24 protein-coding genes and 3 pseudogenes are annotated in these 25,361 nt (G+C 26.0%); 5 read left to right on the top strand and 22 right to left on the bottom strand.

What is annotated here, in order from left to right; all coding sequences use genetic code 11:
* Positions 1-58: 58 nt before the first annotated feature.
* A complete protein-coding gene (locus HCG70_RS01760) occupies positions 59-2,026 on the bottom strand; it encodes a UvrD-helicase domain-containing protein (protein ID WP_195948882.1) in 1,968 nt (655 codons plus the stop codon).
* A gap of 189 nt (positions 2,027-2,215) precedes the next feature.
* On the opposite strand from HCG70_RS01760, the gene HCG70_RS01755 reads away from it, so the two are divergent.
* Positions 2,216-2,464 carry a hypothetical protein gene (locus HCG70_RS01755; RefSeq protein ID WP_042395636.1) on the top strand — a complete coding sequence of 83 codons (249 nt, stop codon included), beginning with the start codon at positions 2,216-2,218 and terminating at the stop codon, positions 2,462-2,464.
* Between the two features lie 98 nt (positions 2,465-2,562).
* Here HCG70_RS01755 and HCG70_RS01750 read toward each other — a convergent pair.
* From HCG70_RS01750 to HCG70_RS01730, 5 genes and pseudogenes are all read right to left on the bottom strand, one after another.
* Positions 2,563-2,779, bottom strand: a pseudogene (locus HCG70_RS01750) (hypothetical protein).
* A 97-nt stretch (positions 2,780-2,876) separates the two neighbouring features.
* Positions 2,877-3,782: a DUF6179 domain-containing protein gene (locus tag HCG70_RS01745; protein ID WP_154820759.1), complete on the bottom strand. Its 906-nt coding sequence runs from the start codon at positions 3,780-3,782 to the stop codon at positions 2,877-2,879.
* 161 nt (positions 3,783-3,943) lie between these two features.
* Entirely contained in the window at positions 3,944-5,134 is a 1,191-nt protein-coding gene (dpaL, locus tag HCG70_RS01740) for a diaminopropionate ammonia-lyase (protein ID WP_055292254.1), read from the bottom strand.
* The gene (locus tag HCG70_RS01735; RefSeq protein ID WP_195951516.1) at positions 5,134-6,738 is read right to left on the bottom strand and encodes a selenate reductase; all 1,605 of its coding nucleotides are present in this window, start codon (positions 6,736-6,738) and stop codon (positions 5,134-5,136) included. Before HCG70_RS01735 ends, dpaL begins: the two co-directional genes overlap by 1 nt.
* A gap of 134 nt (positions 6,739-6,872) precedes the next feature.
* Positions 6,873-8,162 carry an amidohydrolase family protein gene (locus HCG70_RS01730; RefSeq protein ID WP_195951517.1) on the bottom strand — a complete coding sequence of 430 codons (1,290 nt, stop codon included), beginning with the start codon at positions 8,160-8,162 and terminating at the stop codon, positions 6,873-6,875.
* A 377-nt stretch (positions 8,163-8,539) separates the two neighbouring features.
* Between HCG70_RS01730 and HCG70_RS01725 the strand changes: the two genes are divergently transcribed.
* Together HCG70_RS01725 and HCG70_RS01720 are read left to right on the top strand one after the other, a co-directional pair.
* Positions 8,540-9,634, top strand: coding sequence for an Mbeg1-like protein (locus tag HCG70_RS01725; RefSeq protein ID WP_221697424.1), 1,095 nt, complete (start codon positions 8,540-8,542; stop codon positions 9,632-9,634).
* A gap of 153 nt (positions 9,635-9,787) precedes the next feature.
* Entirely contained in the window at positions 9,788-10,348 is a 561-nt protein-coding gene (locus tag HCG70_RS01720) for a hypothetical protein (protein WP_221697423.1), read from the top strand.
* Between the two features lie 214 nt (positions 10,349-10,562).
* Here the strand turns inward: HCG70_RS01720 and HCG70_RS01715 are convergent, their stop codons facing one another.
* The 3 genes from HCG70_RS01715 to HCG70_RS01705 all read right to left on the bottom strand — a co-directional run bounded on the left by HCG70_RS01715 (position 10,563) and on the right by HCG70_RS01705 (position 13,160).
* Positions 10,563-10,880, bottom strand: coding sequence for a hypothetical protein (locus HCG70_RS01715; protein WP_052330605.1), 318 nt, complete (start codon positions 10,878-10,880; stop codon positions 10,563-10,565).
* A 22-nt stretch (positions 10,881-10,902) separates the two neighbouring features.
* Entirely contained in the window at positions 10,903-11,607 is a 705-nt protein-coding gene (locus HCG70_RS01710) for a hypothetical protein (RefSeq protein ID WP_221697422.1), read from the bottom strand.
* Between the two features lie 110 nt (positions 11,608-11,717).
* Positions 11,718-13,160: a serine/threonine-protein kinase gene (locus tag HCG70_RS01705; protein WP_221697421.1), complete on the bottom strand. Its 1,443-nt coding sequence runs from the start codon at positions 13,158-13,160 to the stop codon at positions 11,718-11,720.
* Positions 13,161-13,262: 102 nt separating this feature from the next.
* Here HCG70_RS01705 and HCG70_RS01700 point away from each other — a divergent pair, with 102 nt between their 5' ends.
* Positions 13,263-13,706, top strand: coding sequence for a helix-turn-helix transcriptional regulator (locus tag HCG70_RS01700; protein ID WP_221697420.1), 444 nt, complete (start codon positions 13,263-13,265; stop codon positions 13,704-13,706).
* A 108-nt stretch (positions 13,707-13,814) separates the two neighbouring features.
* Here the strand turns inward: HCG70_RS01700 and HCG70_RS01695 are convergent, their stop codons facing one another.
* From HCG70_RS01695 to HCG70_RS01655, 9 genes and pseudogenes are all read right to left on the bottom strand, one after another.
* Complete coding sequence (locus HCG70_RS01695) at positions 13,815-14,894, bottom strand: nucleotidyltransferase domain-containing protein (protein WP_042395504.1); 1,080 nt, start codon at positions 14,892-14,894, stop codon at positions 13,815-13,817.
* Between the two features lie 226 nt (positions 14,895-15,120).
* On the bottom strand, positions 15,121-15,861 hold the full coding sequence (locus HCG70_RS01690) for a TIGR03915 family putative DNA repair protein (protein ID WP_042395503.1): 741 nt from the start codon (positions 15,859-15,861) through the stop codon (positions 15,121-15,123).
* 14 nt (positions 15,862-15,875) lie between these two features.
* Positions 15,876-17,228 (bottom strand): putative DNA modification/repair radical SAM protein, encoded by a 1,353-nt coding sequence (locus HCG70_RS01685; RefSeq protein ID WP_042395500.1) that lies wholly within the window; start codon positions 17,226-17,228, stop codon positions 15,876-15,878.
* A gap of 223 nt (positions 17,229-17,451) precedes the next feature.
* The gene (locus HCG70_RS01680; protein WP_055292271.1) at positions 17,452-18,297 is read right to left on the bottom strand and encodes a D-amino acid aminotransferase; all 846 of its coding nucleotides are present in this window, start codon (positions 18,295-18,297) and stop codon (positions 17,452-17,454) included.
* A 50-nt stretch (positions 18,298-18,347) separates the two neighbouring features.
* The gene (locus HCG70_RS01675; RefSeq protein ID WP_042395478.1) at positions 18,348-18,977 is read right to left on the bottom strand and encodes a GNAT family N-acetyltransferase; all 630 of its coding nucleotides are present in this window, start codon (positions 18,975-18,977) and stop codon (positions 18,348-18,350) included.
* Positions 18,978-19,234: 257 nt separating this feature from the next.
* The gene (locus HCG70_RS01670; protein WP_042395476.1) at positions 19,235-19,522 is read right to left on the bottom strand and encodes a hypothetical protein; all 288 of its coding nucleotides are present in this window, start codon (positions 19,520-19,522) and stop codon (positions 19,235-19,237) included.
* A 16-nt stretch (positions 19,523-19,538) separates the two neighbouring features.
* Positions 19,539-19,727: a hypothetical protein gene (locus HCG70_RS01665; protein ID WP_221697419.1), complete on the bottom strand. Its 189-nt coding sequence runs from the start codon at positions 19,725-19,727 to the stop codon at positions 19,539-19,541.
* A gap of 243 nt (positions 19,728-19,970) precedes the next feature.
* Positions 19,971-20,463, bottom strand: a pseudogene (locus tag HCG70_RS01660) (GNAT family N-acetyltransferase).
* Between the two features lie 45 nt (positions 20,464-20,508).
* Positions 20,509-21,387: a LysR family transcriptional regulator gene (locus HCG70_RS01655; RefSeq protein ID WP_195953462.1), complete on the bottom strand. Its 879-nt coding sequence runs from the start codon at positions 21,385-21,387 to the stop codon at positions 20,509-20,511.
* Between the two features lie 334 nt (positions 21,388-21,721).
* Here HCG70_RS01655 and HCG70_RS01650 point away from each other — a divergent pair, with 334 nt between their 5' ends.
* Complete coding sequence (locus tag HCG70_RS01650; protein ID WP_042395466.1) at positions 21,722-22,543, top strand: nitroreductase family protein; 822 nt, start codon at positions 21,722-21,724, stop codon at positions 22,541-22,543.
* 124 nt (positions 22,544-22,667) lie between these two features.
* Here HCG70_RS01650 and HCG70_RS01645 read toward each other — a convergent pair.
* The 4 genes and pseudogenes from HCG70_RS01645 to HCG70_RS01630 all read right to left on the bottom strand — a co-directional run.
* Positions 22,668-22,988: pseudogene (locus HCG70_RS01645) on the bottom strand (VOC family protein); the annotation flags it as partial.
* Between the two features lie 147 nt (positions 22,989-23,135).
* A complete protein-coding gene (locus tag HCG70_RS01640) occupies positions 23,136-23,507 on the bottom strand; it encodes a MerR family transcriptional regulator (protein WP_042395462.1) in 372 nt (123 codons plus the stop codon).
* A 311-nt stretch (positions 23,508-23,818) separates the two neighbouring features.
* Positions 23,819-24,745: a hypothetical protein gene (locus tag HCG70_RS01635; RefSeq protein ID WP_221697418.1), complete on the bottom strand. Its 927-nt coding sequence runs from the start codon at positions 24,743-24,745 to the stop codon at positions 23,819-23,821.
* Between the two features lie 218 nt (positions 24,746-24,963).
* Positions 24,964-25,173: a hypothetical protein gene (locus HCG70_RS01630; protein WP_042395459.1), complete on the bottom strand. Its 210-nt coding sequence runs from the start codon at positions 25,171-25,173 to the stop codon at positions 24,964-24,966.
* Positions 25,174-25,361: the final 188 nt, after the last annotated feature.

Raw genomic sequence — 25,361 nt, 5'->3', positions numbered from 1 at the left:
TCATCTATACATTTTTATTGGTTTACATATATTATTGGGGCTACTTTTAATATATTATTTATACTAAATTCACACTACTAATCATTCTCTTATTAAAAGATGGAATATCATCAACTTCTTCAAAATCATCATTAATAATGACAATTTCATTTCCATCAGTAACAACACCATACTTAACAGTATCAAAAATATTCATACATATCTTAAGATGACTAATTTCACTCTCTGTTCCTGCTCCTAATTTATTACTCTTAATAAAAATAAATGGTACTTTATCTTTATTTTCATAAACATATACAACAATATCAACTACTTCAGCCTTAGCTTCTATATTAACTTTAACTTCAACATCTATTAAATCCTTAGGATATCCATATCTATTCATAAGCTCACTAATAATCCATTGTCTTGTGATTTCTTCACTTTTATAAATATCGTCAATCTTATAAGTAAATAAATACTCATCAATATCAATCCTATGTAATTTTCTAAAATTACACTTAGAATTAATTCTTAAATACTTACAGCTTATATCTTTAATAAATTTAGATGGATTTCCATAACTACTTAAAAATAGCTCTTCTGTAGCTCTAGTCATTCCTACATATAATAATCTTCTATCTATAGATTCAACAAAATCACTATCTTCAAATTCATTTGCAAAATCTCTTGAAGGAATAATTTTATCATTAAGTCCAGCTATTATTACAGCCTTAAACTGTAACCCCTTAGCACAATGCATAGTAAGAAGTTTTACACAATCTTCATTAAAATCTAATTCTTCATTACTTTCTAGTTCTTTATAAGGAATATTATTTTTTTCTAAGAAAATCTTAATATCCTTAAGTTGATTTTTAAACTTACTTATTATTGCAATATCTTTGTAGTCATACTTATTTTTTAGCTCATTTTCTATTGTTTCAGCAATATATTCTGCTTCTGATACTTTATTTTTAAATCCTCTATATACTGGATAAACCCCTTGTTTATCAATTAATGATGGCTTTACAAAATTATCATCCTCAAGGATATTTTTATCATCTTCAATTAAACTATATGCTGCATATGCTATTTGCATTGTTGTTCTATAACTCTTTGATAGTGATGTAGATTTGCCTGTCATATCAAGTCCTATACTAGTAAAGCTTCTTCCCTTTACAAGCCAAGCTTCTGGATAAATGCTTTGTGCTGTATCTGAAACAAATAACATACTAGAATAGCTTCTATTCATATATAATGTTTTAATAAATTCTAATTGTACTCTTGTTAAGTCTTGTGTTTCATCAACTATAATATGAGTGTATTTTTCTCCAACTTCCCTTTTTGCTTGCTTTAATGCCATTAATGCAACATCTTGAAGATCTACTAGCTTTTCTTTTTTTAAGTTATCATTATATTGAATCATTACTTCAAAAATAGCTTTTCTTATCTTAGAATTCTTTCTTAATTTGTGTGTTGATTCCACATTATTATTTGATATTCTTCCTATTCTATCAATTGTTTGATATTCTTCAATGTCTGTATAATTACAGGATTTCATCCACCTTATTTCTTCTATAATAAAGGTAAGATTCTTTCTATCTAGTACGTTTACTTTTTCATACTCTTGTTTTACTACATTTATTGCTTCCACCATAGCTTTATTTATTTGCTTTTCAGTAGCAACTCTTAATTTTTCTAGCTTTTCTTCTTTAATATATGAAGTAAAATACTTAAACATCATATTATCAATAGTTTCTATATATAGCTTGTCCTTATCTCCGCTTTCATATATTCCTAATGTTAATTGTTCATTTTCTTTATTTCTTTCTATTTCTTCATATATATATTTAATATAATTTATTAATGATTTGTTATATGTAATAACAAGGATTTTATCATCTTTTTCATAAGTATAATCTTTTAATAAAAATGGTATTTTGTGTACTGCTACTGTAGTTTTTCCCGAACCTGCTACCCCTTTAACTAGTACATGACCATTAGGTTTGTTTTCAATTATTCTTCTTTGTTCAACATTCAACCTCATTGTACTCTCTCGTTTCCCCTTTTATTTTATCTATAGCACAATTATACCATATTTTGTATATTAACTCTTCTATAAATCCTTTTTTCTTAACTATTAAAACCTTAACTTTTTAATTCTTACCACCCACTATTCTAAACTTGAATATTCTCATTTGTATTACACACAATAATCTTGAAAGGAGGCTATTTTATGAAAAAATATATTGCTATATTTCTGATTTTAATTGGATTAATATCTACTACATTTATTTCAATACCTGCATTTACTAAAAATATCTTTACAGAGGGTGTTTATAAATCGTCTGATTTTAACTTTTCAGAAGATAAAACTTATTTTGTACAGAACGTTTCATCAGAAAACGCTGTTTTCTTAACCCTTTATGACGAAAATCAACTTGTAATTCAAAGTATCCGCTTAGAAGCTAATTCAAATAAATAAAATATAACCTCATTGTATAATTTGAGATTATTTTTCCAGTTATCAGTTATTTCTAAAAACTCTTTCAGATTATTGGCAATAATTATACCAATTCCTTATTATCTAATACCATTTTGTAATTGTTTATTTAATAAAAATATATTTTCTATCTTATTTCCTTGCTCATCATAATAATTTATATCTGCCCCTTCAATATAGCCCTTTGTATCCCTATCTAAAACTTGACCTTGCATTTTTAAAAGTTCTTCCTCTTCTTATAGGCAGTTGTACTTCTTTAGTTTCATTATCTACACTACATACCATTTTTATATTCATGATATTATCCTCCTTTATTATCACTACTTAAAAATAGTATGCTTCAAAATAACTAAGATATTTAAATTACTACATCTCAACCTTACAATTACCACAATTAAAAGTTACTTATAACTTCAATAAACTTCTGCTCCCAACCTGTATTTGAAATATTATCATTTAATTTATTATTCAAATAATATTTTAACGCCTCAATTTCCTCTTTACTAAGACTATTAACTAATTCCTCTACTTCATCTTCCCAAATACAATTATTTAAAATCTCTACTAAATCCTCTAAACTTTTAACTTCATTATGAATAATTGTTATCTTATCACTAGTAAATCTGCAAACTCTTATTTCGTCTATTAACTTTCTTAATCTTTCATCATCCATAGATTTATTATCTACAAAGATATCTTCTAACTTATCTTCTTCTATTTTATAACTTAAAAATATATTTGCTAAATTATTATTTTTAATGCCTTCTTCAATTCTAGGAAGTAAGTTTAAAGCTGTCATTTTTACATAATTAACTTCAAAGTTATTAACTATTTTTAATTTATTACATACATTATTAGCTGCTTTTATAAGTTCTTCTTCTATTTCTTTTATAGTCATATTTTTGAAAGTATATAATAGTACTTCTCTTTCATAACTTTTCATTTCTAATTCAAATATATCTGCTTCTACTAAATCTAATCCTATGACATTTGTAAGTACTGGCTCAAATATATTTATTAATAATCCTTTATAATCTTTGCAATAACTGTTTAAAATTCCTATTATTTTTTCTTTCTCAAAGTTATTACAAAACTTATTTTCAAATAATAATCTTGTAAGATATTCATTAATAAAATCTATCCCTTGTAAATCCTCACTTCTTTTATTAATTAAATTTTCAATTTGTGTATCTGACAATGTAACTCCATATTTCATTGTAATTTCATTACATTTTTTTATTTCCATTGCTAATTGTTTTTTCTTCATATTTTGAATAGTTAAAGCAAAATTTTCACTCATTCCTATCACCTCTCATATAGCTTACTACTGTTGCTACACAAGTACTAGACTTGAAATTTTCGCTATTTTGTGGTATTATAAGAGTATAGGAAAAGTGCTATAAAACTTGAAATATCAAGCTTTACAGCACTTTTATTTTTTATCAATTTTTTTATTATTTCTTACCTCGTATATTCTCCATCCCATACTATTTTTCTATAATTTTCTTTATCCGTGTCTCCTTCACTATTAAAAAATAAAATAACTGAATTTTCATCTAGCATTAATTCTTCTTTAAGCCACTTTAAATCTTTATTTCTTAAAACTTCACTTACAAATCCAAAACTTGAAGCTCCACTTTCCCCAGAAATTATTTTTTCATCACCTTTTAATGGATTGCCTAAAATCCTCATTCCTTGTGCTGCTACATAATCTGGACAAGATATAAAGTTATCAGCATAATCTTTTAAAATTCTCCATCCTACTGTTGTTGGTTCCCCACAAGCAAGCCCTGCCATAATAGTTTTCATCTCCCCTGTAACTGGGTGAATTTTACCATCATTAGCTTTAGCAGTTTTAAAAATACAAGCTGCTTCATTTGGTTCTACTATTGTTGTAATTGGCCTGTCTTCACCATAAACATCACCAAAAAAGCCTTGTACTGCAGCTGCAAAAGATCCCACTCCTGCTTGTACAAAAATATGTGTTGGCTTTACTCCATTTAATTGATCATAAGCCTCATAAGCCATTGTAGTATATCCTTGCATAATCCAAGTTGGAATATCTTCATATCCATCCCAAGCAGTATCTTGAACCATTACCCATCCATTTTTTTCTGCCAAATTATTAGAATATCTAACTGCATCATCATAATTAAACTCTGTAATTTCAGCTTCTGCCCCTTCAGCACGAATATTATCTAATCTTTCTTTTGCACTTCCCTTTGGCATATAAATCACACATTTTTGCTTTAATTGATTAGCTGTCCAAGCCACTCCTCTACCATGATTTCCATCCGTAGCTGAAATAAAAGTCAAATCTCCTAGCTTTTCTCTTACTTCTTTAGAAATCATTCTTTCATAAGGCATATTTTCAATATCCTCAACTAACTTTTTAGCTATATAATTTCCAATAGCAAAGCTTCCTCCAAGCACCTTAAAGGCATTTAAACCAAAACGATATGATTCATCCTTAACATAAATATTTTTAACCTTTAATTCCTTTGCTAAATTATTTAATTCTACTAAAGGTGTTTTTTTATAAATTGGAAAGCTTGAGTGAAATCTTTGTACTTTTTTTGCAGTCTCTAATCCTAAATGTTTCACAGAAACTTTTTCTTTTTTTCTCTCATAGCTTACTATTTCAAAACTCATTAAATATCTCTCCTTGTTGCTTTATAAATTTTCTTATACTCATTAGCTTCTTCTATAGAAACATCTCTTTTATTAGTTCTTAAAAACATATCTTTATCTAAATAAACTCCATTATTTTTACTATTATCGAAATTTTCTTTTGAACTAAATATAGTAAACTTTTCTTTATATGGACTATGATTATAAATACAAAACAAAGCACAATTTCCACATTCATTACATAAATCATCAATATGAACTGTATATTTCTTACCATCCACATTAACTAACTTATTACTCCTGTTAGGACAGACATCAACACAGTTTTTGCACTTTGAGCAAAACTCGCTATAATCTCCACCTTTAATTTCAGCCTTCTTTTTAATATTTTTTGAATAATTAAAATCTGAAATTGATTTAGATGCAAGTGCTTCTAATTTTTCTACATTAATCTTTGTAATCTTGCCTCTCTTATAATCCTTGCATTTTTCGTTTAATCTTGTAATATTTTTATATCCCCCTTGCTTTAATAACAAAGTTGAAACTGTAACTGGATAAATTCCGGTGTCTAAAATATCTTTTATGTTATTTACATCAGCTCCCCCAGAATATGAAATTGGTAAATCGCCATTAAATTCTTTTGCTATCATAGCTGCAACATTTATTGAAAATGGGTAAAGTGGTGGACCAGACATATACATATCATTTCCCTGTAATTCATTTCTTGTAATCTTAACTGGAAATGTATTAGTTAATTTAACTCCGAAAACTAAGTTTTTATTTTCTGCAATTTTAATTAATCTTCTAATAATATCAGTTAACTCCTTAAAAGAAATATCATGTTCAAAAGCTTCTTTTGATAAAACAACATAATCATATCCAAGCCCCTTTAATATTTCCTTTGCTTTATCATATCCAACTAATGTTGGATTACACTTTATATACACACTTAATTCTTTTTCATTTAATAAATACTCTGCTATTTTTTCAATTTCTTCTGGCAAACATCCATGCATTGTAGACAAGGTTATAGTATTACAAATATTAGGTGTTATATTTTCAATATATTCTGCTGTAACATTTTCAAACAGATCTAAATTTTCAAGAGAATATTTTTTGCATTCTTTCCATATTTCTGTGTTTGAAGCATCTTTTAACCCTTCAATAAAGTTATCTATTTTCTTTGATTTAATACCTTTTAAGTCATATCCCACACTCATATAAAAAACAAAATCATTTTCATCATTAAAATTAAATTCTTTTGAAATTAATTTAAGTAAAAACCATGCTTTTATATATTCTTCTAAAGCCTCTTGTACAGTTAATTCTGTAGACCATTCAGTATTATAAGCTTCTCCTTCTACATAAATACAAGGTTTTAAAATACCTAGTTCTTTACCTTCTAATACTTGAACTGTTTTTAATTCAAAGTGATTTGCACCACCTGCATAAGCTGCTAATATATTTTGAGCTAATTGCGTATGGGGCCCTGCAGCTGGACCTATTGGACTTTTAATTCTTTCTTTTGATACTGGTACATAATATATAGTTTTTTCTCTTTTATATTCTTTAATAGCTTGATTTAAAAGTTCTTTAAATGATATAGGGGTCATTTTATCACTCATAATTTACCTCCCATTCTCTTCCATAATTTAGTTTATTCTTCTCTTCACCTTACCATTACTTTCTCTTTATTTAAATATTGTAATTAAGTATTCACACTTTTCTATAACCTACTATTATTATCAAATAAGCTTATTTAATTTCTATTCACATAAGAGCCTTTACTTTCTAAAACCTTTCCCTTTTCAGCTATTAGCTTTCCTCTTAAAAATACCTTTTCAATTTTACCTTTCATACTTTTCCCATCATAAATACTTTCACTGTCATTTATAACTTCTTTTATATTTTCATCATAAATAACAATATCCGCATATGAGCCAACCATTAAACTTCCCTTTTGTGGATACAATCCATATGCTTTTGCTGGTCCATCTGTAAATTTAGAAATAATTTTTCTTCCAAACTCTGTATACATATTTTGAAAAGAATACTGTATTCCACCTATTCCCATGGCAATTTCACTTGTATATTTTTTATTTTTTAATTCCTTTGCAAATGGACAATGATCTGTACCAATTGTTGTAATAAAATCTATTTGTTCATATAATAATTTTCTTTCCTCTTCAGGCCTTAATGGTGGTGTCATAAGATATAAGTATCCCTCTTCACCCTTATATATCTCACTATTAAATAAATAATAATGTGGACAACTTTCTAAAATAATTTGTTTTGATTTTAATTCTTTAGAAAAACACTCCTTCAATCTCTTTACAGTAGTTCCACAGCTAACATGAACAATATATAATAACCCTCCAGTTTCCCTTGCCATTTCTGCAAGCTTTAAAACTTCTGTTACTTCACTAACTACTGGTCTTGAAACTTCATGATCTTTGACTTTTACTTTTTTATCATCACTTACTAACTCATCATTTTCTGCATGAATAACAACCCTAACATTATACTTTTTTGATAGCTTTAATAAATCATATATGTATTTATCATATGTTCTTCTATCTGTGTCAGCATATGTTGTAAATAACTTTATAGATGTAATCCCCTTTTCAATACCTGCTTTTATTATTTCTTCTGGAGAACTTTTAGGATTTGCAATAGTTGTATGAAAAGCATAATCACTTACACTCTTTTCTGCTAATTTCATTCTATTTTTATATGCTTCTTCAATTTCTTCTACACTTTTTATAGGATCTAAAAAATCAATATATGTTGTAACTCCTCCAAGCACCCCCTTAATTGAACCAGTATAAAAATCATCACTAGATATATTACTTCCTACCCCTAAACTAAAATGAACATGAGGATCAATAAAACCTGGAAGTACTAGCTTTCCAGAAGCATTTTCTTCTACTTTACACCCTAAATCTTCATTTGTAATATTAGTAATAACACCATTCTTTATATAAATATTACAATTGAAAAACCCTCCATTTAAATAAACTGTTCCATTTTTAATTCCTAAATCATACATAACTCTCTCCCACAAAATTCCATTGATTAATTTATAAATAAATATAAAAAAATTTTTATAATAAAAAAGACATAAAATAATTGTTTAAACTATTTTACGTCTTTAATAATTGATATATGATTATGTATTATTAGCTTTCTTTTCATATTGCTATAATACCATTAAAGCCTTTTATTATTTAATAAAAAATCCAACTACTTATTCATATATAGTTTCTAAATATAATTTTCTCCTTTATAAAAATTACAAATCTTAATTAATTTAATGTATCTTTCCTATTAATTTAGATAAAACAATATTAAGAATACTTTTTTATAAATTAATAATCTTTATTTTAAAAATATTAAATAATTATATTTTTATAATTGGAGTTTAAAATGGAAAATATTATAGATTATGCTAAAACCGAATTACATACAATGGATATAAAAGAATTTAATGATGTAGATTCATTAATCCTTTCTCAACTAAGTTACATAAAACTTGATGAATTAATAGGAACAATAGATAGTAATAGTGATTCAATACTTTTAAAAGATTTACTAAAAGCTGAGTTTTTTCCTAAAATGTTTAAGGATATTGCTTATGCAGAGCAAACTAAGGACTTGCTTTTTAATCTTTGCTCTAATCCTAGATTTAGAAATATAAAAATTAATTATCATATATCAAAAACTGATCCAATTTTTGAAAAACAATTTTCTGCAACAACATTTATTTTAAATGAAAATTTAGCTTATATAGCCTTTCGTGGTACAGATTATAGCATTGTTGGTTGGAAAGAAGACTTTAACATGGCATTTACTATTCCAGTTCCCTCTCAATTAGAAGGAGTTGGTTATATAAATAAAATTTCAAAACTAATTCCTCATGATTTTTATGTAGGCGGTCATTCTAAAGGTGGAAATATTGCTGTTTATGCTTCTATGCATTGTGACTTTGAAGCATCACCACGTATTAAAAAAATTTTTAGCCATGATGGTCCTGGTTTCCGAGAAGAAGTTATAAAAAGTGATGCTTTTATTAAGATACAAGATAAGATAAGTAAAACATTACCATATTCTTCGCTTATAGGAATGCTTCTAGAAAACCATGAAGATTATCATGTGATAAAAAGTAATAAAATTGGAGGCATAGGACAACATAATCCTTTTTCCTGGGAAATAAAGGACTCTGATTTTGTTTATTTAGAAAAGATTTCTCATGGTTCTAAATATACTTGTGATACGTTGCATCAATGGTTAAAAGATATTGATGATAAAAAGAGAAAATTATTTATTGATGGTTTATTTGATATTTTTACTTGTACTAAATCTGAAAGTTTTATTGAAATTTTTCATGATTGGAAAAAAAATCTTCCTCTTATATGGGATTCTGCAAAGCATGTAGATAAGGAAATTAAAACTATGATTTTTGAGTTATTTAAAGAACTTTCAACTTTCAATTTTAAAACCTTCACTCATAACGATAAATAATCTCCTACATTAAATTTATCCTTAAATATTATGTGATTTATTGGTTAATTATTTTCATATTTAATTCATATTCATCCATAAACTTCATGTATTAAAATTTGAATTAAACACAAAACAATATTAATAAAAGTATTTTATTTTAAGGAGGTTATTATGGGTACACACAAAAGCAAAAAAATATCTGAAGTAATAAATAAAAGTGATGAAGATCTTAACTTACATGAAATAAAGGCTAAAACTGGTGCTGGTAATGGACTTAGTTCTACTAATACAACACCATCAGAAATGATAGATAACAATAATCCAACACATAAAAGTCATAAAATAAATGAGGTTATTAATGAGCATGGAAGTGATTTAAACTTACATGAAATTAAAGCTAAAACTGGTGCTGGAAGTGGTCATAAATATACTACTATTCCATCTAATGATAATGTATCAAAAGTCCAACATAAAAGTCATAATATCTATGATGTAGTAACAAAAATCGAAGGAAAAGCTAATATACATAAAATAAAAGCACAAACTGGTGCTGGTAATGGCTATAAAGATCATAGTAAAAGTGCTGTAAATAATTCAAATAATACTACATCTAATGAATCAATGACTCATAAAAGCCACAGAATTCATGCATTATTCCATAACTCCGATAGAAAATTTAATCTTCATGAAATTAAAGCTAGAACTGGTGCGGGAAATGGTTATAAACATTAATATTAATTATTACTAAAAATCAGCTGACTTTATACAATTTAAACAAACTTATTTACATACTTCTAATTTATTTTCTAATTTTAGATTCCATAAATAATCCCCATAGATAAACTTATTGTTTATCTATGGGGATTATAAATATTTTTCATATTATATTTCTATCTGTTTATATTTATCTGCATATCTATATTTATATTTAAATTCGCCTATCTATTTAAACCTCTTTATAAGCAAAAATAAATCTAACTCCTTCTAAATAAATAAATTCTATATCAGCTTTAATAATACACACACTTTTCTTTCTCTTCTTAGTTTTAACTTCGTTATATCTTCTTAATGCATCAATTTCATAATCAAAAATTCCATAGACTTCTTCAGTCTCCTGTCCCTTATCAGATATAACCATATACTTCCCATATTCAAACTCTGAACCTTTTTCCTCTGGACTCATTTCATTTAATTCTTTCTCAAATTTATCAAAAACTTTTTCTAAAATTTCTGCAATATTTTCTTTCTCTCCATCATAACTCATCAATTTTTCCTCTACTTCCAAACTAATTTATATTAATTTCAGCTCCAGATAATTTTAGATATTGTCCATCTTGTACTGTTATATAAGAATCTTCCATTAAATTATCATTAGTTATAATTGAATCAAGAACTCCTCTACTATCACTAGACACTTCAATATATCCCATACCAATATTTGAATTAACAGTTACCTTATACTCTCCAGCTGGTATATCTTTCCCTACAATATACTTTCCATCTTTATATATTCCATCACTTGGTACTACTGATGGCGCATCTGCAACTGCATAAGCTTCACCACTTCTAAGTTTTAGATATTCCCCATCATAAACTGTTATATAAGTATGACCTGATACATTATCATTTGAAATAATACTATCTAATGCTCCTGTTGAATCTGAAGCAACTTCTATATATCCCATTCCTTTTGCAAAAAATATATATTCTCCTGCTGGTAAATCTACACCTATTTTATAAGTTCCAGCTTTAATTTTAGTATTCTTCTTTTCTTCCTTAGTTGTATTACTTTCTTCATTTGCAGTATCTATGCTTACTTCTTGTGCTGTATCAGCGCTTTCTTCTTGAACTACAATACCTTGATTACTATTATTGCTAGAATCAGTAGTCTTATCACTTTCTCCTCCTGATGTGATTGCACCGACTATAATAACAGCAAGTATCCATATCCACCATTTTTTCCATATTGGTTTTTTAACTTTTTTCTCCATAAAAATAACCTCCAAAAAATAAATAATAATATTAACTTCACTTGATAATATTATTTTAATTACTTTTTGAAGGCCTTTGTTATGCTGTCAGCATACATTTTAATATTTTTTTAAATTAATTCTGTGATAATTCCATATATCATAAAAATAACAATATTATATATAATAACACCTGCTATCACTCTATTTTTCACATTACTTCTAGTCAAAGGTAATTTACTTTTTATATTTTTATAATTTCCATTAAATAAAGTAAATGATAATAATAAAGCTACAACAAATATATCTTCTAAAATTAATGTAATATCACCACTTCCCCAATTGCCAAAGAATCCAAAGGCTAAAAATAAGTACCATAAACTTGCTCCCAATATCATAAAAGGATTCCTAGCCCCACATCCTGGTAAATCTTTTATTTCAGATATTATATTAATTTTTTTATGTTTTTTTCCCTTATTTAAATTTGAATTTAAATTTTCTTCTTTATCTATTTTATTTAAATTAAGCTTTTCTTTTTCATCTGCTTTATTTAAATTAACTTTCTTCTTTCTACCAAATTTATTTAAGTTCAATTTCTCTTTTTCATTTGATTTCTTAAAATTATTGTATACTTTCTCCTTATTTGAAAATAAATTTTCATTATTTGAAGCTTCCTTTTCTTTTATTTTTGGAACTCCCTTTTTAGTTTTTTCATTTGTATATTTATTTTCATTTAAAGAAATTGATACTCTTTCCTCTTCTTCTTGTTTATACTTATCTTTTATAAATTCTGGCTCAGAGTTTTCAGATTTAATAACTGTTTCTTTATACTCTTCTTGTCCTTTATAGTATAAAACATTTTCTAAAGCTTTTTTTAATTCTTTTACATTAGAATACCTATTATCTGGTGAAATGTTTGTACACTTTTTAATTATTCCTTTTAATTTTCCCCCATTTAGCTCTTCTTTTATATGCTTTCCTGTAGTTAATACATTCAGCATTACCCCAACTGAATAAATATCACTTCTACAATCTGTTTGTTCAAAACCAAACTGCTCTGGTGGCGCATACCCCTTAGTTCCTAATATATGCGTATCCATATTTCTTTCTTCTTTATATACTCTTGAAACATCAAAATCTATAAGCTTTAATATTCCATTATTATCTATTATTATATTAGAAGGCTTTATATCTCTATGTATAACTGCTGGATTTAAATTATGTAAAACATCTAAAATCGAGCATAAATTAATCATATATTTTATTGCTTTTGTTTCTTCTAATGGTCCTTCATTGTCTAATATAGCTTGTAATGTTTGTCCATTAATAAACTCTTCAATTACTATTAATGAATCTTCACATTTAAATACTTCATATACTCTAGCCATGTAGAAATTTTCTATATTCATTATTTGTTTATATACGTCAATATTATAATTTTTTAACTCCTTTTTTATATAGATTCTTCCATCTACTTCACTTCTAACTAAATATACATTACTTTTTGCTGAATTATTAAGTTCTGTAAGCTCACTGTACTTTGATTCTATTTCATCAAAGCTAACATTTTCCATACTCCTCTACCCCTTAGTTATTTGATTTTTAGCAAGTTTTATTTTATCATTATTATATGAATTACTCAATTTTGAGTATAAAAATAATAATGGAGAATAATAATGTTAGATAATAATACTACTGAACTTGATAATATAATTAATAATATTAATTCTGAAAGTGAGCTTGATAATTTTATTAAAAATACACTTTCACCAATTCCTAAATTAACATTTTCTAAGTATTTAGATAGTTTAAGAATTTCTAAAAAAATAAAAAAGAGTGAACTTATTGCTAATGCTGATATTCATAGAAATTATGGCTATCAAATACTAAATGGAACAAAAAACCCAAGTAGAGATAATGTATTAAAACTCTGCCTTGCTTGCAAGTTATCTATTGATGAATCTAACAGATGCCTTACCCTTGCAGGATTTAATAATCTATATTCTAAAAATGCTCGTGATGGCTTAATAATTTATTTTATAAATAATGGCTACTCTGTTATTGATGCAAATTTAAAATTAGCTGAGTTAGAGTTAGAGCTTTTAGGCAATGTTGAGTAAAAATCATTTTGATATTATATAAATTAGCCCCAGAAGCAAACTAAACTAATTAGTAGTTCACGTCTAGGGCTAATCTATTTATCCATATCAAATATATAATCCATTTTATTAAGACTGTAAATAATTTTCTTCAAACTCATCTAAATCATTATATTTTACAACATCGATATTTAACCTATTATAATTTTCTTTATATTCTTCCATAGCTTCATCAAAACATTTTGCTGCTTCCTTTAAATTATTATCTTTTAACTTTTTCATAATATCAACCTTTTTAATATTATATTCATTATACATATCATCATAAAATTCCTGACAACTTGCAGCAGTGTTCAAAGATAAATAAGTATCATTTATATCAGCAGCATGATACATCTTATTTTTCCAATTAGAGTAAATTTCTTCATAAGATCCCTTAATATCATTTTCTGTTATTGTTTTTTTAGTAGTAACCTTAGCTCTCATAACACTTGAAAAATCTTTCATAGATTTCATTAATCTTGTTGATATATTCTTCATTTCTTCAATATTTTCTGATTCAATAAGCTTCTTATATAATTCAATAAACCCTTCTGGTAAATTTTCCATTTTTGATATTTCTTCAGGAATTCTCTTTACACCTGTATTTATATATTTTTTATTATATATATAAATAGCTTGTTCAATATTATAAAGCATTCCTGCTACCTTATATCTACATTCTCCATACTCACTACTAAGCATTATATTAGCATATTCCTTAATTCCTTCTTCAAGAAGCTTTTCAGCATTTTCATTATCCTTTATAGAAAATTTTTCTTTTAATCTTTTTATAGCCTTTAACTTTAACTCATCATATCTTATTAAGAACTTTTTCTCTTTAATATATAAAACATTTAAATCTAAAAGCTTTGTAATATAAGGGTTTTTATATTCAGCCATATCTTCAAGTACATCCCATGGTGTACAATAAATATCAAAAGCAACATCATCTAAAATAAAACATGAAGAAAGTTTCCATCCTTCATCATCATTTATGACAATACATAAATCTAAATCTGACTTGTCATGTATATCTCCAGTATAAAATGAACCATAAACCCCTATTAATGCAATGGATTCTGGACAAATACTATTTGCCTTCTTTATAACTGCATTAATTATTCTCTCATTTCTTTTCTCTAACTTCTTTTTTATAGACCCATCCATTAATTCTCACCTTTTCCCATTTTTCTGGACCTTTAATGTCCAAAAATTTTATTTAACTTTCCCCCAATGCTACTTTACCTCTTCATATTTTTTATTATTTGCTACATGATTCATTTCTCTATCCCCTCTACCATTATTTACAATTTAATTATCTTTTTAACTTTAAACAAAGTCAACATCTTTATGTAAACATTTAATTTTTTATATACTAAAAAGGAGTTACTATTTACTGTAACTCCGTTAAATGCTTCCAATACCTTCTTGGCATATGCTGATTTCTACATTTATGATTTTTACGTTCTTCAATATTTACAGAATTATAAAAAGTCCTCCATAAATTTTCAAAATCACTATCATCAATTTTATTACTTAACTTTTCTCCCTGTTCTTTAGTTAAGTCTGTAATAATTGCTTCTTTTGTGTTATAAACTATTGCCTTTTCTCTTTTTAAATCATGTATTATAAAATTTTGATCAGAAAACCTGTTAGTAAAATGCCTTAATATTATAGGTAATATATTATGATCTGGCTCAATAACTGAATAATAACTTAAAGGACCTATTTCCTTAAATCTTACAAAACCAGTAAAACTATGTGCTTCTCCACTTACTCTTTTGCAATATTTATCTACTAAAATTATTGTTTCATTATTTTTAGCTAAGTTAATATCTATTCCATACTTGTAACATAATCTTAAATAATCTAATGCAAGATTTTCTGATCCTTGTATATCACTAAGGTATAAGTAATATATATTTCTTAAAACATTATTATTAAGCTTTTCAGACATACTTTTATAAACTCTCTCAAACTTATCAATTTCTGTATTTATATCTATTACTTCATCTATTAAATTTGGAATATATTCTTTTGATTTTACAATAATGCAACTATCCTTGCAGCTATAAGCATAAAAAATAGATGTTAAAAAACCTTCAAAGCTTCCATCATATAAATATGAATTCAATATATTATCACCTCTTATAACTCCCCACTTATTGACGTATCTTTATCATTTAATAATAAAACTTTCTTTTCAGTAGAATAGCTGCCATTATCCTCTAAAATAATATTTCCTATATCCTTATTAAAAAATGATATTTGCTCAACATCTTCATCAATAATATTTAAATCAAATTTAGGTTTTAATGCACTTCGTATCTTAACATCATCAAAAGCAACAGCTCCAAAATACTTTCCTTTGCAAGTAACAAAATATTGTGCTCTTTTTATTACTATTCCTAGTTTTTTTAAGTCTATAAAATCTAAAGAATTTATTCTTCTAGCACTAATAATTTTTCTTGCTCCCCTTATTCCTATTCCTGGTACTCTAATTAACATTTCATATGATGCTATATTCACTTCCACTGGAAATTTATCTATATTATTTAAAGCCCATGTAGTTTTAGGATCAAAATTAATATCAAAATTAGGATTCTTTTCATCTAATAATTCATTGGCCTTGAATCCATATACCCTTAAAAGCCAATCCCCTTGATACAATCTATGTTCTCTAAGTGTTGGTGGATTTTTAATTTCTGGTAAGTTTCCACCATTATTAACTGGCACATAAGCTGAATAATAAACTCTTTTTAAATCAAATTTATTATAAAGATTTTCTGTTAAATTTAATATATTTAAGTCATTTTCCTTTGTTGCACCAACAATAAGCTGTGTACTTTGTCCTCCTGGTACAAATATTGGTGATGATTTATACCTTTTACGTTCATCTTTATTAGAGATTATGTTATTTTTTATTAAACTCATTGGCTTAAATATTTCTTCTTTTTTCTTTTCTGGAGCTAAAAGCTTTAATGAATTTGATGATGGTAATTCAATATTTACACTCATTCTATCAACATATGAACCTGCTTTTTTAATAAGTTCCTCATCAGCACCTGGAATTGCCTTTAAGTGAATATATCCTCTAAAATTATATTCTACCCTAAGTTTTTCAACTACTGTAGTAAGTAACTCCATAGTAAAGTTAGGACTATTAATTATTGCCGAACTTAAAAATAATCCTTCTATGTAATTGCGTCTATAAAAATTCATAGTTAAATTTATTATTTCCTCAGCTGTAAAAGAAGCTCTTTCCACATCATTAGATTTTCTGTTTATACAATAAGCACAATCATATATGCAACAATTACTTAATAATATTTTAAGTAAAGATATGCAACGTCCATCTGGAGTAAAACTATGACAAATCCCACTTGATGAAACTGAACCTATTGCACCCTTTTTTGAACTTCTATTAGAGCCTGAAGATGAACAAGACACGTCATATTTAGCAGCACCACTTAAAATTCTTAGCTTTTCATTAATATCCATTTTAATCACCAGCTTTATTAATAATCTATAGATATATTATAGACCAACAAAACTTAATGAACAAGTGTTCTTTTTTGCATTTTAGCTATATATATTATTTTTTTATTTCAACCTTATTTATAAAATAAACTTCTTATAAAAATCTCAAATTAAATAACTCCAATAAAAAATGCTTAGATAAATATATTTCTACATTATCTAAGCTCTGATTATTTTTTTAATTTTACAAACTTGTTTCTAAATCAACCTTTTTATAATATTCATCTTGAAGTAATTTAACTATATTAGGGGCTTTTCCCCCAACCTTTATTCCATCGATTTCACAAGCAGGTACTATTAATTTACTTGAACTAGTTACTAATACCTCATCTGCTTCCATCATTTCCTTTACTGTAAATGCTGTTTCATCAACCTTAATATTATTATTCTTACAAATTTCAATTATATGTTTTCTTGAAATACCAGGCAAAATATAATTATCAGTTGGGTGAGTTTTAAATACACCATCTTTTATTATATGAACATTACTATGTGATGCTTCAGTTACTATATCTCCTCTATGAAAAACCGCTTCATCACATCCAGCTTCATCTGCTTTTTGAGAAGCCATAACATTTGGAATTAAATTCAATGTTTTTATATTACAATGTAAAAATCTAGTATCTTCAACAGTAATAAGCTTAAGCTTTTTTTCATAATCCTTAACTTCAGCAAATGGAGTTATTGTTATATAAAGATTGCCCTTTATTTCTTTATTATATATATGCTTTCTAGGTGCTGTCCCCCTTGTTACTTGCCAATATATAAACTTTACTTTTGAATCGACCTTACTATTTAACTCTTCCAATATATTAATTATTTCTGTTCTAGTAAAAGGTAAATTAATATCTAATAATGATGCACTGCTATATAATCTGTCCAAATGATCATCTAATGCAAATATTTTATTACCTATCGAAAATGTAGCTTCATAAATCCCATCTCCAAAATAAATTCCTCTATCAAGCATTGGTATTTTTACTTCTTCTATTAATCCATATTCCCCATTATAATATCCTATATTTTTCATGTATTACCCCTCTTTTAAAACCTCTATTGCTTATTTATAACCATCCGTTTTTATAAATCAGTATCTCTTGGCTCCCTTTTTTCTTTCTTTGGAAATTCTAATTCGAATTTCTCTAACTCCTCATCAGTAACATTAAATAAAGAATCAAAATTATAAACTCCACTATGCTTTGATAAATAACCTTTTTCTAATTCCATTGCCATAAAAAATTCTGCCTTATCCTCTACAGACATTCCTGGCAAAGTAACTCCATACTTATATGCCCCTTCAAATCCTAATGGGTTATAAAACTTATCATTTCCAGTAATAAGAACTGCCTTATACCCTAGTTCTTTTGCCCTATTTATTGATATTTCAATTATCTTCTTCCCTATACCTCTTTTTTGATATTCAGGATGTACACTAATTGGTCCAAAGGCAATTACATCATTAAGCATTTCACCCTTCTCATTAAACATCTTTGTATAAACAATATTAGCTATAATTTTCTTATCTACTACAAAAACATAATCTAAATCACTAATAAATGATTTTGCATTTCTCAATTTATGCAATACTAAATGTTCACTACATCCTGGTCGATATACATCCCAAAATGCTTCTCTTGTTAGATTTTCTACTTCTCTATAATCATCTTTTTGCTCTAATCTTACTACTAATTGCTCTAACCTAATTTCCATAACTGCTCTCCTTTTATTTTAACTCACAATAGATTGATTTAAATATTAATCTATCCCTTCTAGAGGTACTTTTGTATCATTTAATTAATATAAGTTAACCTATTATAAAAAATTGTTTTTTACATTATACATTATTTTCATATAACATTAAACATTCTAACTAAAATGGTACTTTAGTATAAATTTATAGATACATTCAAAAGGAAAAACTAAATATCACTATACTACATTGCTAGCATTTAAATTTTTATTAATACCTATTTCGAGAATATTGCAAATCCATATGATACTATCCAACTTGTCCCTATTATAAGTACAACTAGTAATAATAATACACTTTTATTTTCAGGATTAGATTTTTTTAAGTTCTTTCTTTGCTCTCTTACTATTAGGAAATTTATAATCATCCCACATAAAATTACAATAAGAAATAAAATTCTAACATAAGACATTGATATTCTATCAGCATATCCTAAAATATTAATTATTGTACTACACACCATTAATACTAATTCTATTGCACTAATAACTTTTAATGATTTCAAAATAACCCCTCCCTTTTTACTCCTTATCTTTGTTTTGATATATTTTTTTATGTTGAATATAAGCATTTATAAAAGATAAAATAACTACAACTATGTCTAATAAAATCAAAGCAAATGTCCCTTTACTAAAAATATTTATTATAGAAGTTATAAAAAAAAGCACCCCAGAAATTATCCACAAATTCCTAGTTAATTTGTAATTCATAATATATACCCCCATAATATAATTCACTTAATAAATGATATAGATATTCTTATAAATAATTATACAGTAATATTTTGTAAAAATATTACTTAATTTAAATTTATACCAACTAAATTTACCCTTACCTATTTATAAAAATAACTGTAAAACTTAAAGTTTCACAGTTACTATTTTTTCTTTATTATTTATATAAATACTTTATATTATTTAGTATTGATACCTTTTATCCATAACATCTCCTTTTTATAATTCTCTATAATATGGACAAATATCTTCATAATGTCCATCCTCCATTAAGAATCCCTCCGGTATAACCCCCAATTGTTTAAATCCTAAACGTTCATATAAATTTCTTGCATGTATATTACTTGCCACTACCGCATTAAATCGAATTATTCTAAAGCCATATTTTTTTCCTTGTTCTAAAGAATCAATTACAAGTTTTTCACCAATATGTAGGCCCCTACAGTCTTTTTTTTACAGCATAACTTGAATTACATATATGACCACATCTTCCTACATTATTAGGATGTAAAATATATAATCCTAACACTTCTGACTTTTCTTCATCAATTGCAATTGCCGTATATGTTTGTTCATCAAAAAAATTCTTTGCTGAATTCAATGATAAAGTCTCCATCTGAGGAAATGCTATTCCTGTTTCAACTACTTCATTCCATATTTTAATCATTTCCTCTAAGTATTTTTCTTCATATTTTCTAACAATTATATTCATTATATTTTTCCTCTTTCTTCTTTATATTTACTAATGTAATACCTTTTATTTCAAATCTTTAATTACATACTTTTTAAACTCTTCTATAGTTTTCGAGTAATATGAATTTCTATTCCATCCCATATAAATATTCTTACGTCCAATATAATCCTTTATTTTTATAATAGATAGCTTATTAGTATTTATCATTGGTGTATTTAAAATTATTGCAATTCCTGCTCCTGCAGCAACTAAACTTGCAAGCATAGTTGCTTCTGTTGGCTCAACTGCTATTTTAGGTGTATATCCTATAAGTTCTGAATAAGATATTTTTTTCTCATTATTCCTATCATTATAAGCTATAAAATACTCATCTTTTAACTCTTTCAGCTCAACTTCCTCCCTATTTGCTAAATGATGATTTTTAGGTACTATTAAAACATACTCCTCTTTCTTAACTAATATTGTTTCTATTTCTGAATACTTATCAATCTTTTCAATACTATCAAAAAACCCCAAATCTACTCTTTCATACTTTAAATCTTTAAAAATTTCTTCTGTACTTTGATTATTAAAATTAAATCTTGTTTGAATATGTGAATTTATAAAATTACTTATTAAAAATGGAATAAATGTCGCTCCTATACAATAAGTTGATGCTATTGAAATAATATTATCATTATTTGTTTTCATATCATGTATTTTCTCTATGCCTTTTTCAATATCATCTAATGCTGATTCTGCATATTTTAAAAATACTTCTCCATATTTAGTTATTTTTATATTACGACCTTCTCTTTCAAATAGTTGTACATCTAATTCTTCTTCTAATTTTGAAATTGCTTTACTTAAAGCAGGCTGAGTTATTGATAATATATTTGATGCTGTAGTAAAATTCTTTGTTTGTGAAATCACTTTAAAATATTGTAATTGTTGTAAATTCATTTTTATATCTCCTACTGATTTTTATCTAATTTGTTAAAGGAATATAACTTAAATTTATAATACTCTTAATTCCATTAATATAACTACTACATATTGTGTAAATTAATCTAAAACTTTATTTTAATTTATATATATATCCTTAACTTCAAAACAAATCTATAACTTTTAGTTATACATTTATGAATATATTGAATTAGACCTACTCTAATAAATAGTGCTATAATATCAATATTGATTCATTACTTTTTATTAACTAATGGATTAATTATAAATTTTATGAATATAAAAGTCAAAAAATACTAACTATAAAAATATAAAAGAGGAGTGTGTTTATATGTTTAAAGTAGATAGAGAAAAATGTATCGCTTGTAGACAATGTATTCAAGATTGTCCTACACGTGTTATTTCATTAAAAGATGGTAAAGCTGATATAAATAATGAAGGTTGTATAAAATGTGCTCACTGTGTTGCAGTCTGTCCTGTAGATGCTGTTTCAACTGATGATTATAATATGTCTGAAGTAAAACCTTATAATAAAGAAACTTTCACTGTAGAAGCTGAAAATCTTTTAAACTTTATTAAATTTAGAAGAAGTGTTAGACGATTTAAAAATATTCCAGTAGAAAAGGAAAAACTAAAACAAATTATTGAAGCTGGAAGGTTCACTCAAACCTCTACTAATAGCCAAGATGTTTCTTATACTGTAGTTACAGATAAATTACATGAACTTAGAGAATTAGCTTATGAAAGCTTAAAGAAAAAAGGAGAATATATATTAGCTAACTTAACTCCTGAAACTGAGCATTTAAAAAGATATGCAAATATGTGGATTCATAGTTATAATCAATTCAAAGAAGATCCTTTAAAAAATGATAGAATATTTTTTAATGCACCATCAGTAATATTTGTTACTACTCCAAATCCTATTAATGGTGGATTAGCTTCTTCTAATATGGAGCTTATGACAGATGCTTTAGGACTTGGTACTTTCTTTAGTGGATTTTTATTAATTGCATCTAAAGACAATAAAGAAATTTTAGATTTACTTGGAATTAAGGATGGTAATACAATAGTTTCTTGCTTAGTTATTGGATATCCAGATGTTAGATATAAGAGAACTGTTCCTAGAAAAGAAGCTAATGTAAATTGGATTTAAAAACTTCGCCATATTAATATTAACGTTTTTATATATAAAAAGCATCATATTTAGTTTATGATGCTTTTTACATATACTTTTATTTCATATTAATTTAAACCTTTTATATTAAAATTAATATTATTTACTTATCTTCTCTAACTAAATAATCATTTCCATCCATATCTTTAAATTTAAACATACTTCCATATGGCATTTTCATAATTTCCCCAACTTCTACTTCATTTGTTTTCATTTCATTATAAGTAGATTCAATATCATCAGTACTTAAAATTATATTTGGATGACCTACATTTGCTTGTGGATTTTGAGCTAACATTAAGTTCTTTTCATATATTACAAAAGTAGTAAATGAATCTTCACTTGGTCCAACTTCTAACCATTTCATATTTGGCCCCATTGGTTGTTCAAGTTTTACAACAAAATTCATTTTCTTAGTCCAAAACTCTTTAGCTTCTTATTGATTATTTACGTATATTGTTATTTTTCCAATTTTATTTATCATTTGATTTCCTCCAGATTTTTGTATAAGTTAAACTATACTCTAATATTTATGTTTTAACCAGTAATTAATTTACAATACATTTTACTTTTACCATGAAAGCTTTCCTGTTTTTACTGCATCTTCATATATTGAAATTTTATAATTAAGTCTATCTAAAGTTTCATCTATTTTCTTTTTTTGTTCTAAAAGTGATTGTCTTTGTTCTAATAATAACTGCAATCTTGCTGGTATTGTTGAATCTCCCTCTTGATATAATCTTACATATTCAATCATTGCTTCAACTGGAAGCCCTGCACTTCTCATACATTTAGCAAGGCCAACCCATCCTAAATCACTATCTTGATAATCTCTAATACCACTTGCTGTACGAGTTACTGGTGGAATCATTCCTACTCTCTCATAATATCTTAATGTATCTGCTGAAATATCGTATTTTTTACTAACCTCTGCAATTGTCATACTACTAACCTCAACTTCCTTTTAAGTATTTAATTAACTTTATCTATTTCCCTATAAAATATTATATTTCATTTTTCTTAATAATTTAATAATATCCCTTGGAGCTAACTCCAAGTCAATATTTTTTATAAATTTCTAGCCTAAAATGAAAAGTTAAATTCTTGATTGTAATACTAAATTCACTTTTTTAAAAACTTATTCTTCGACTACTAAAATATTATACCGCATTAATAATTATTGAATTTTTCTATTAAGAAGTAAAAAAAGCAGTAGACAATTAAAAAATATCTACCACTTCATATTTATTATAATTAATTTTCTTTAAACATACTAACTTTACATTCTTCTAATAATTCATTTGTATTACTATCTTTCATAGTAATTGAACATTCTAAATTAACTAACTGATCAACATTAGTATTAAATATCATTTTATCAAACACTCTTGTTTCTGCTGAAATATTGCAGTTAAATACTGGTTCTGTGCTTCTTCCATCAACTATAACTTCTTTACTTTCTACTACAACATTTTTGTCAGTTTTATTTTCAATACATAAATTTAAATTTAAAGCATCATCTTCATTTCTGCTTATTCTAATAAAATACACCTTAATTTTATCAGTATTAACTATTATGTCTCCATCAACATCATCACTAATATTTTCAACAACTACTGAAGCATCTGATGCAACCTCTTCATTGCTTTCTTCATTAGTAACTTCAGTTTCCTCTATCTTTTCCTCTTCTTTTACTATAGGTTTAAGTCCAGTAAACTTTTGAATAGCTTCATCATCACTTAATATTTCTTTTACTTTGTTTAATTTACCATTACACTTATTATATGCTAAATTTAAAGTATCCCATGCACTTTCATTTTCAGCATATAAATCAAGTGAATTATTAAATAACACCACTAAAGCCTCTAATGAATATGGGAATGTCTTATCTTTTTCTTTTGTAGCACTAGCAATAGTATATTCATTATCATAATATTCTTCTAATGATTTGTTTAAATTTTTTAATGCCTCTTCTAATTCTTGTCTTGCTTCATTAAGATATTTTACCTCTAATTTATCTTTGCTATATATATCTAACATACTTTCATCTACTAAATATTTTGAAGCTAAATCTTCTACTTCACCTAATAAATCACTAGTCACTCCATAATATTCTGGAACTTTATGTTCAACTTTTTCTACGTTATTTTTCTTTTTATTAAATATATCAAATATCCCCATCCTAGTACTCCTTTACATACAAATGATTTTCTACTGTATTTTTATTAAACATATATATTTAAAACTATACTATATTAATCATAATTTTCAAGTAATTATTTAAAATAACTTTTAAATGAATATGTTTATTTACCTCTAATTCAAATATATTATTTAACAATTAAATAATATAGCCATAAATATTGGATGTTTAAACATTCAATATTTATGGCTTTATTTTACCCTTGAATATTATTATGTTGGCTTTCTTCTTTTACTAACTCTTTAAATTCCATGTCATATAGCTTATCTTGTAATTCTTGAATTTTATTATCTAATTCCTGTACTTTTTCCTTTGCATGGAGCATTTTCATATCTACTTTCCAATCATCTCTTTCTCGCTTATAGTATTTTATCTCTTCCCTTAGCTTTTCAATTTCTGATAGCATATTTACACTTCCTTACAACATTTCATGTACTACTTTTTTAAGCACACTTACTAAATTTATGCTCTTATTATAAGGTATGCGCAAATACAAAATTTATATTCTAAATTTAGCCACTCATCTATAATAATTACTTCACACTACCTCTACAATTTTATCTATATTAAACATGGATTATAACTTTCTTAGTT

This window comes from Clostridium sp. K04 (assembly GCF_019734375.1).
Classification (GTDB): Bacteria; Bacillota; Clostridia; order Clostridiales; family Clostridiaceae; genus Clostridium; species Clostridium saudiense.
Note: the sequence above shows the minus strand (reverse complement) of the source record. Positions and strands in the feature narration are given on the sequence as shown.

What these genes read in the sequence shown, in the direction of transcription:
- dpaL (WP_055292254.1), bottom strand. Translation starts at nt 5,134, where the DNA reads ATGAGTTTTGAAATAGTAAGCTATGAGAGAAAAAAAGAAAAAGTTTCT.
- HCG70_RS01655 (WP_195953462.1), bottom strand. Translation starts at nt 21,387, where the DNA reads ATGAATTTACAACAATTACAATATTTTAAAGTGATTTCACAAACAAAG.
- HCG70_RS01705 (WP_221697421.1), bottom strand. Translation starts at nt 13,160, where the DNA reads ATGGAAAATGTTAGCTTTGATGAAATAGAATCAAAGTACAGTGAGCTT.
- HCG70_RS01675 (WP_042395478.1), bottom strand. Translation starts at nt 18,977, where the DNA reads ATGGAAATTAGGTTAGAGCAATTAGTAGTAAGATTAGAGCAAAAAGAT.
- HCG70_RS01760 (WP_195948882.1), bottom strand. Translation starts at nt 2,026, where the DNA reads ATGAGGTTGAATGTTGAACAAAGAAGAATAATTGAAAACAAACCTAAT.
- HCG70_RS01710 (WP_221697422.1), bottom strand. Translation starts at nt 11,607, where the DNA reads ATGGAGAAAAAAGTTAAAAAACCAATATGGAAAAAATGGTGGATATGG.
- HCG70_RS01745 (WP_154820759.1), bottom strand. Translation starts at nt 3,782, where the DNA reads ATGAGTGAAAATTTTGCTTTAACTATTCAAAATATGAAGAAAAAACAA.
- HCG70_RS01635 (WP_221697418.1), bottom strand. Translation starts at nt 24,745, where the DNA reads ATGGGGATATTTGATATATTTAATAAAAAGAAAAATAACGTAGAAAAA.
- HCG70_RS01685 (WP_042395500.1), bottom strand. Translation starts at nt 17,228, where the DNA reads ATGGATATTAATGAAAAGCTAAGAATTTTAAGTGGTGCTGCTAAATAT.
- HCG70_RS01680 (WP_055292271.1), bottom strand. Translation starts at nt 18,297, where the DNA reads ATGAAAAATATAGGATATTATAATGGGGAATATGGATTAATAGAAGAA.
- HCG70_RS01665 (WP_221697419.1), bottom strand. Translation starts at nt 19,727, where the DNA reads ATGAATTACAAATTAACTAGGAATTTGTGGATAATTTCTGGGGTGCTT.
- HCG70_RS01755 (WP_042395636.1), top strand. Translation starts at nt 2,216, where the DNA reads ATGAAAAAATATATTGCTATATTTCTGATTTTAATTGGATTAATATCT.
- HCG70_RS01735 (WP_195951516.1), bottom strand. Translation starts at nt 6,738, where the DNA reads ATGAGTGATAAAATGACCCCTATATCATTTAAAGAACTTTTAAATCAA.
- HCG70_RS01700 (WP_221697420.1), top strand. Translation starts at nt 13,263, where the DNA reads ATGTTAGATAATAATACTACTGAACTTGATAATATAATTAATAATATT.
- HCG70_RS01715 (WP_052330605.1), bottom strand. Translation starts at nt 10,880, where the DNA reads ATGAGTTATGATGGAGAGAAAGAAAATATTGCAGAAATTTTAGAAAAA.
- HCG70_RS01730 (WP_195951517.1), bottom strand. Translation starts at nt 8,162, where the DNA reads ATGTATGATTTAGGAATTAAAAATGGAACAGTTTATTTAAATGGAGGG.
- HCG70_RS01720 (WP_221697423.1), top strand. Translation starts at nt 9,788, where the DNA reads ATGGGTACACACAAAAGCAAAAAAATATCTGAAGTAATAAATAAAAGT.
- HCG70_RS01725 (WP_221697424.1), top strand. Translation starts at nt 8,540, where the DNA reads ATGGAAAATATTATAGATTATGCTAAAACCGAATTACATACAATGGAT.
- HCG70_RS01650 (WP_042395466.1), top strand. Translation starts at nt 21,722, where the DNA reads ATGTTTAAAGTAGATAGAGAAAAATGTATCGCTTGTAGACAATGTATT.
- HCG70_RS01640 (WP_042395462.1), bottom strand. Translation starts at nt 23,507, where the DNA reads ATGACAATTGCAGAGGTTAGTAAAAAATACGATATTTCAGCAGATACA.
- HCG70_RS01695 (WP_042395504.1), bottom strand. Translation starts at nt 14,894, where the DNA reads ATGGATGGGTCTATAAAAAAGAAGTTAGAGAAAAGAAATGAGAGAATA.
- HCG70_RS01630 (WP_042395459.1), bottom strand. Translation starts at nt 25,173, where the DNA reads ATGCTATCAGAAATTGAAAAGCTAAGGGAAGAGATAAAATACTATAAG.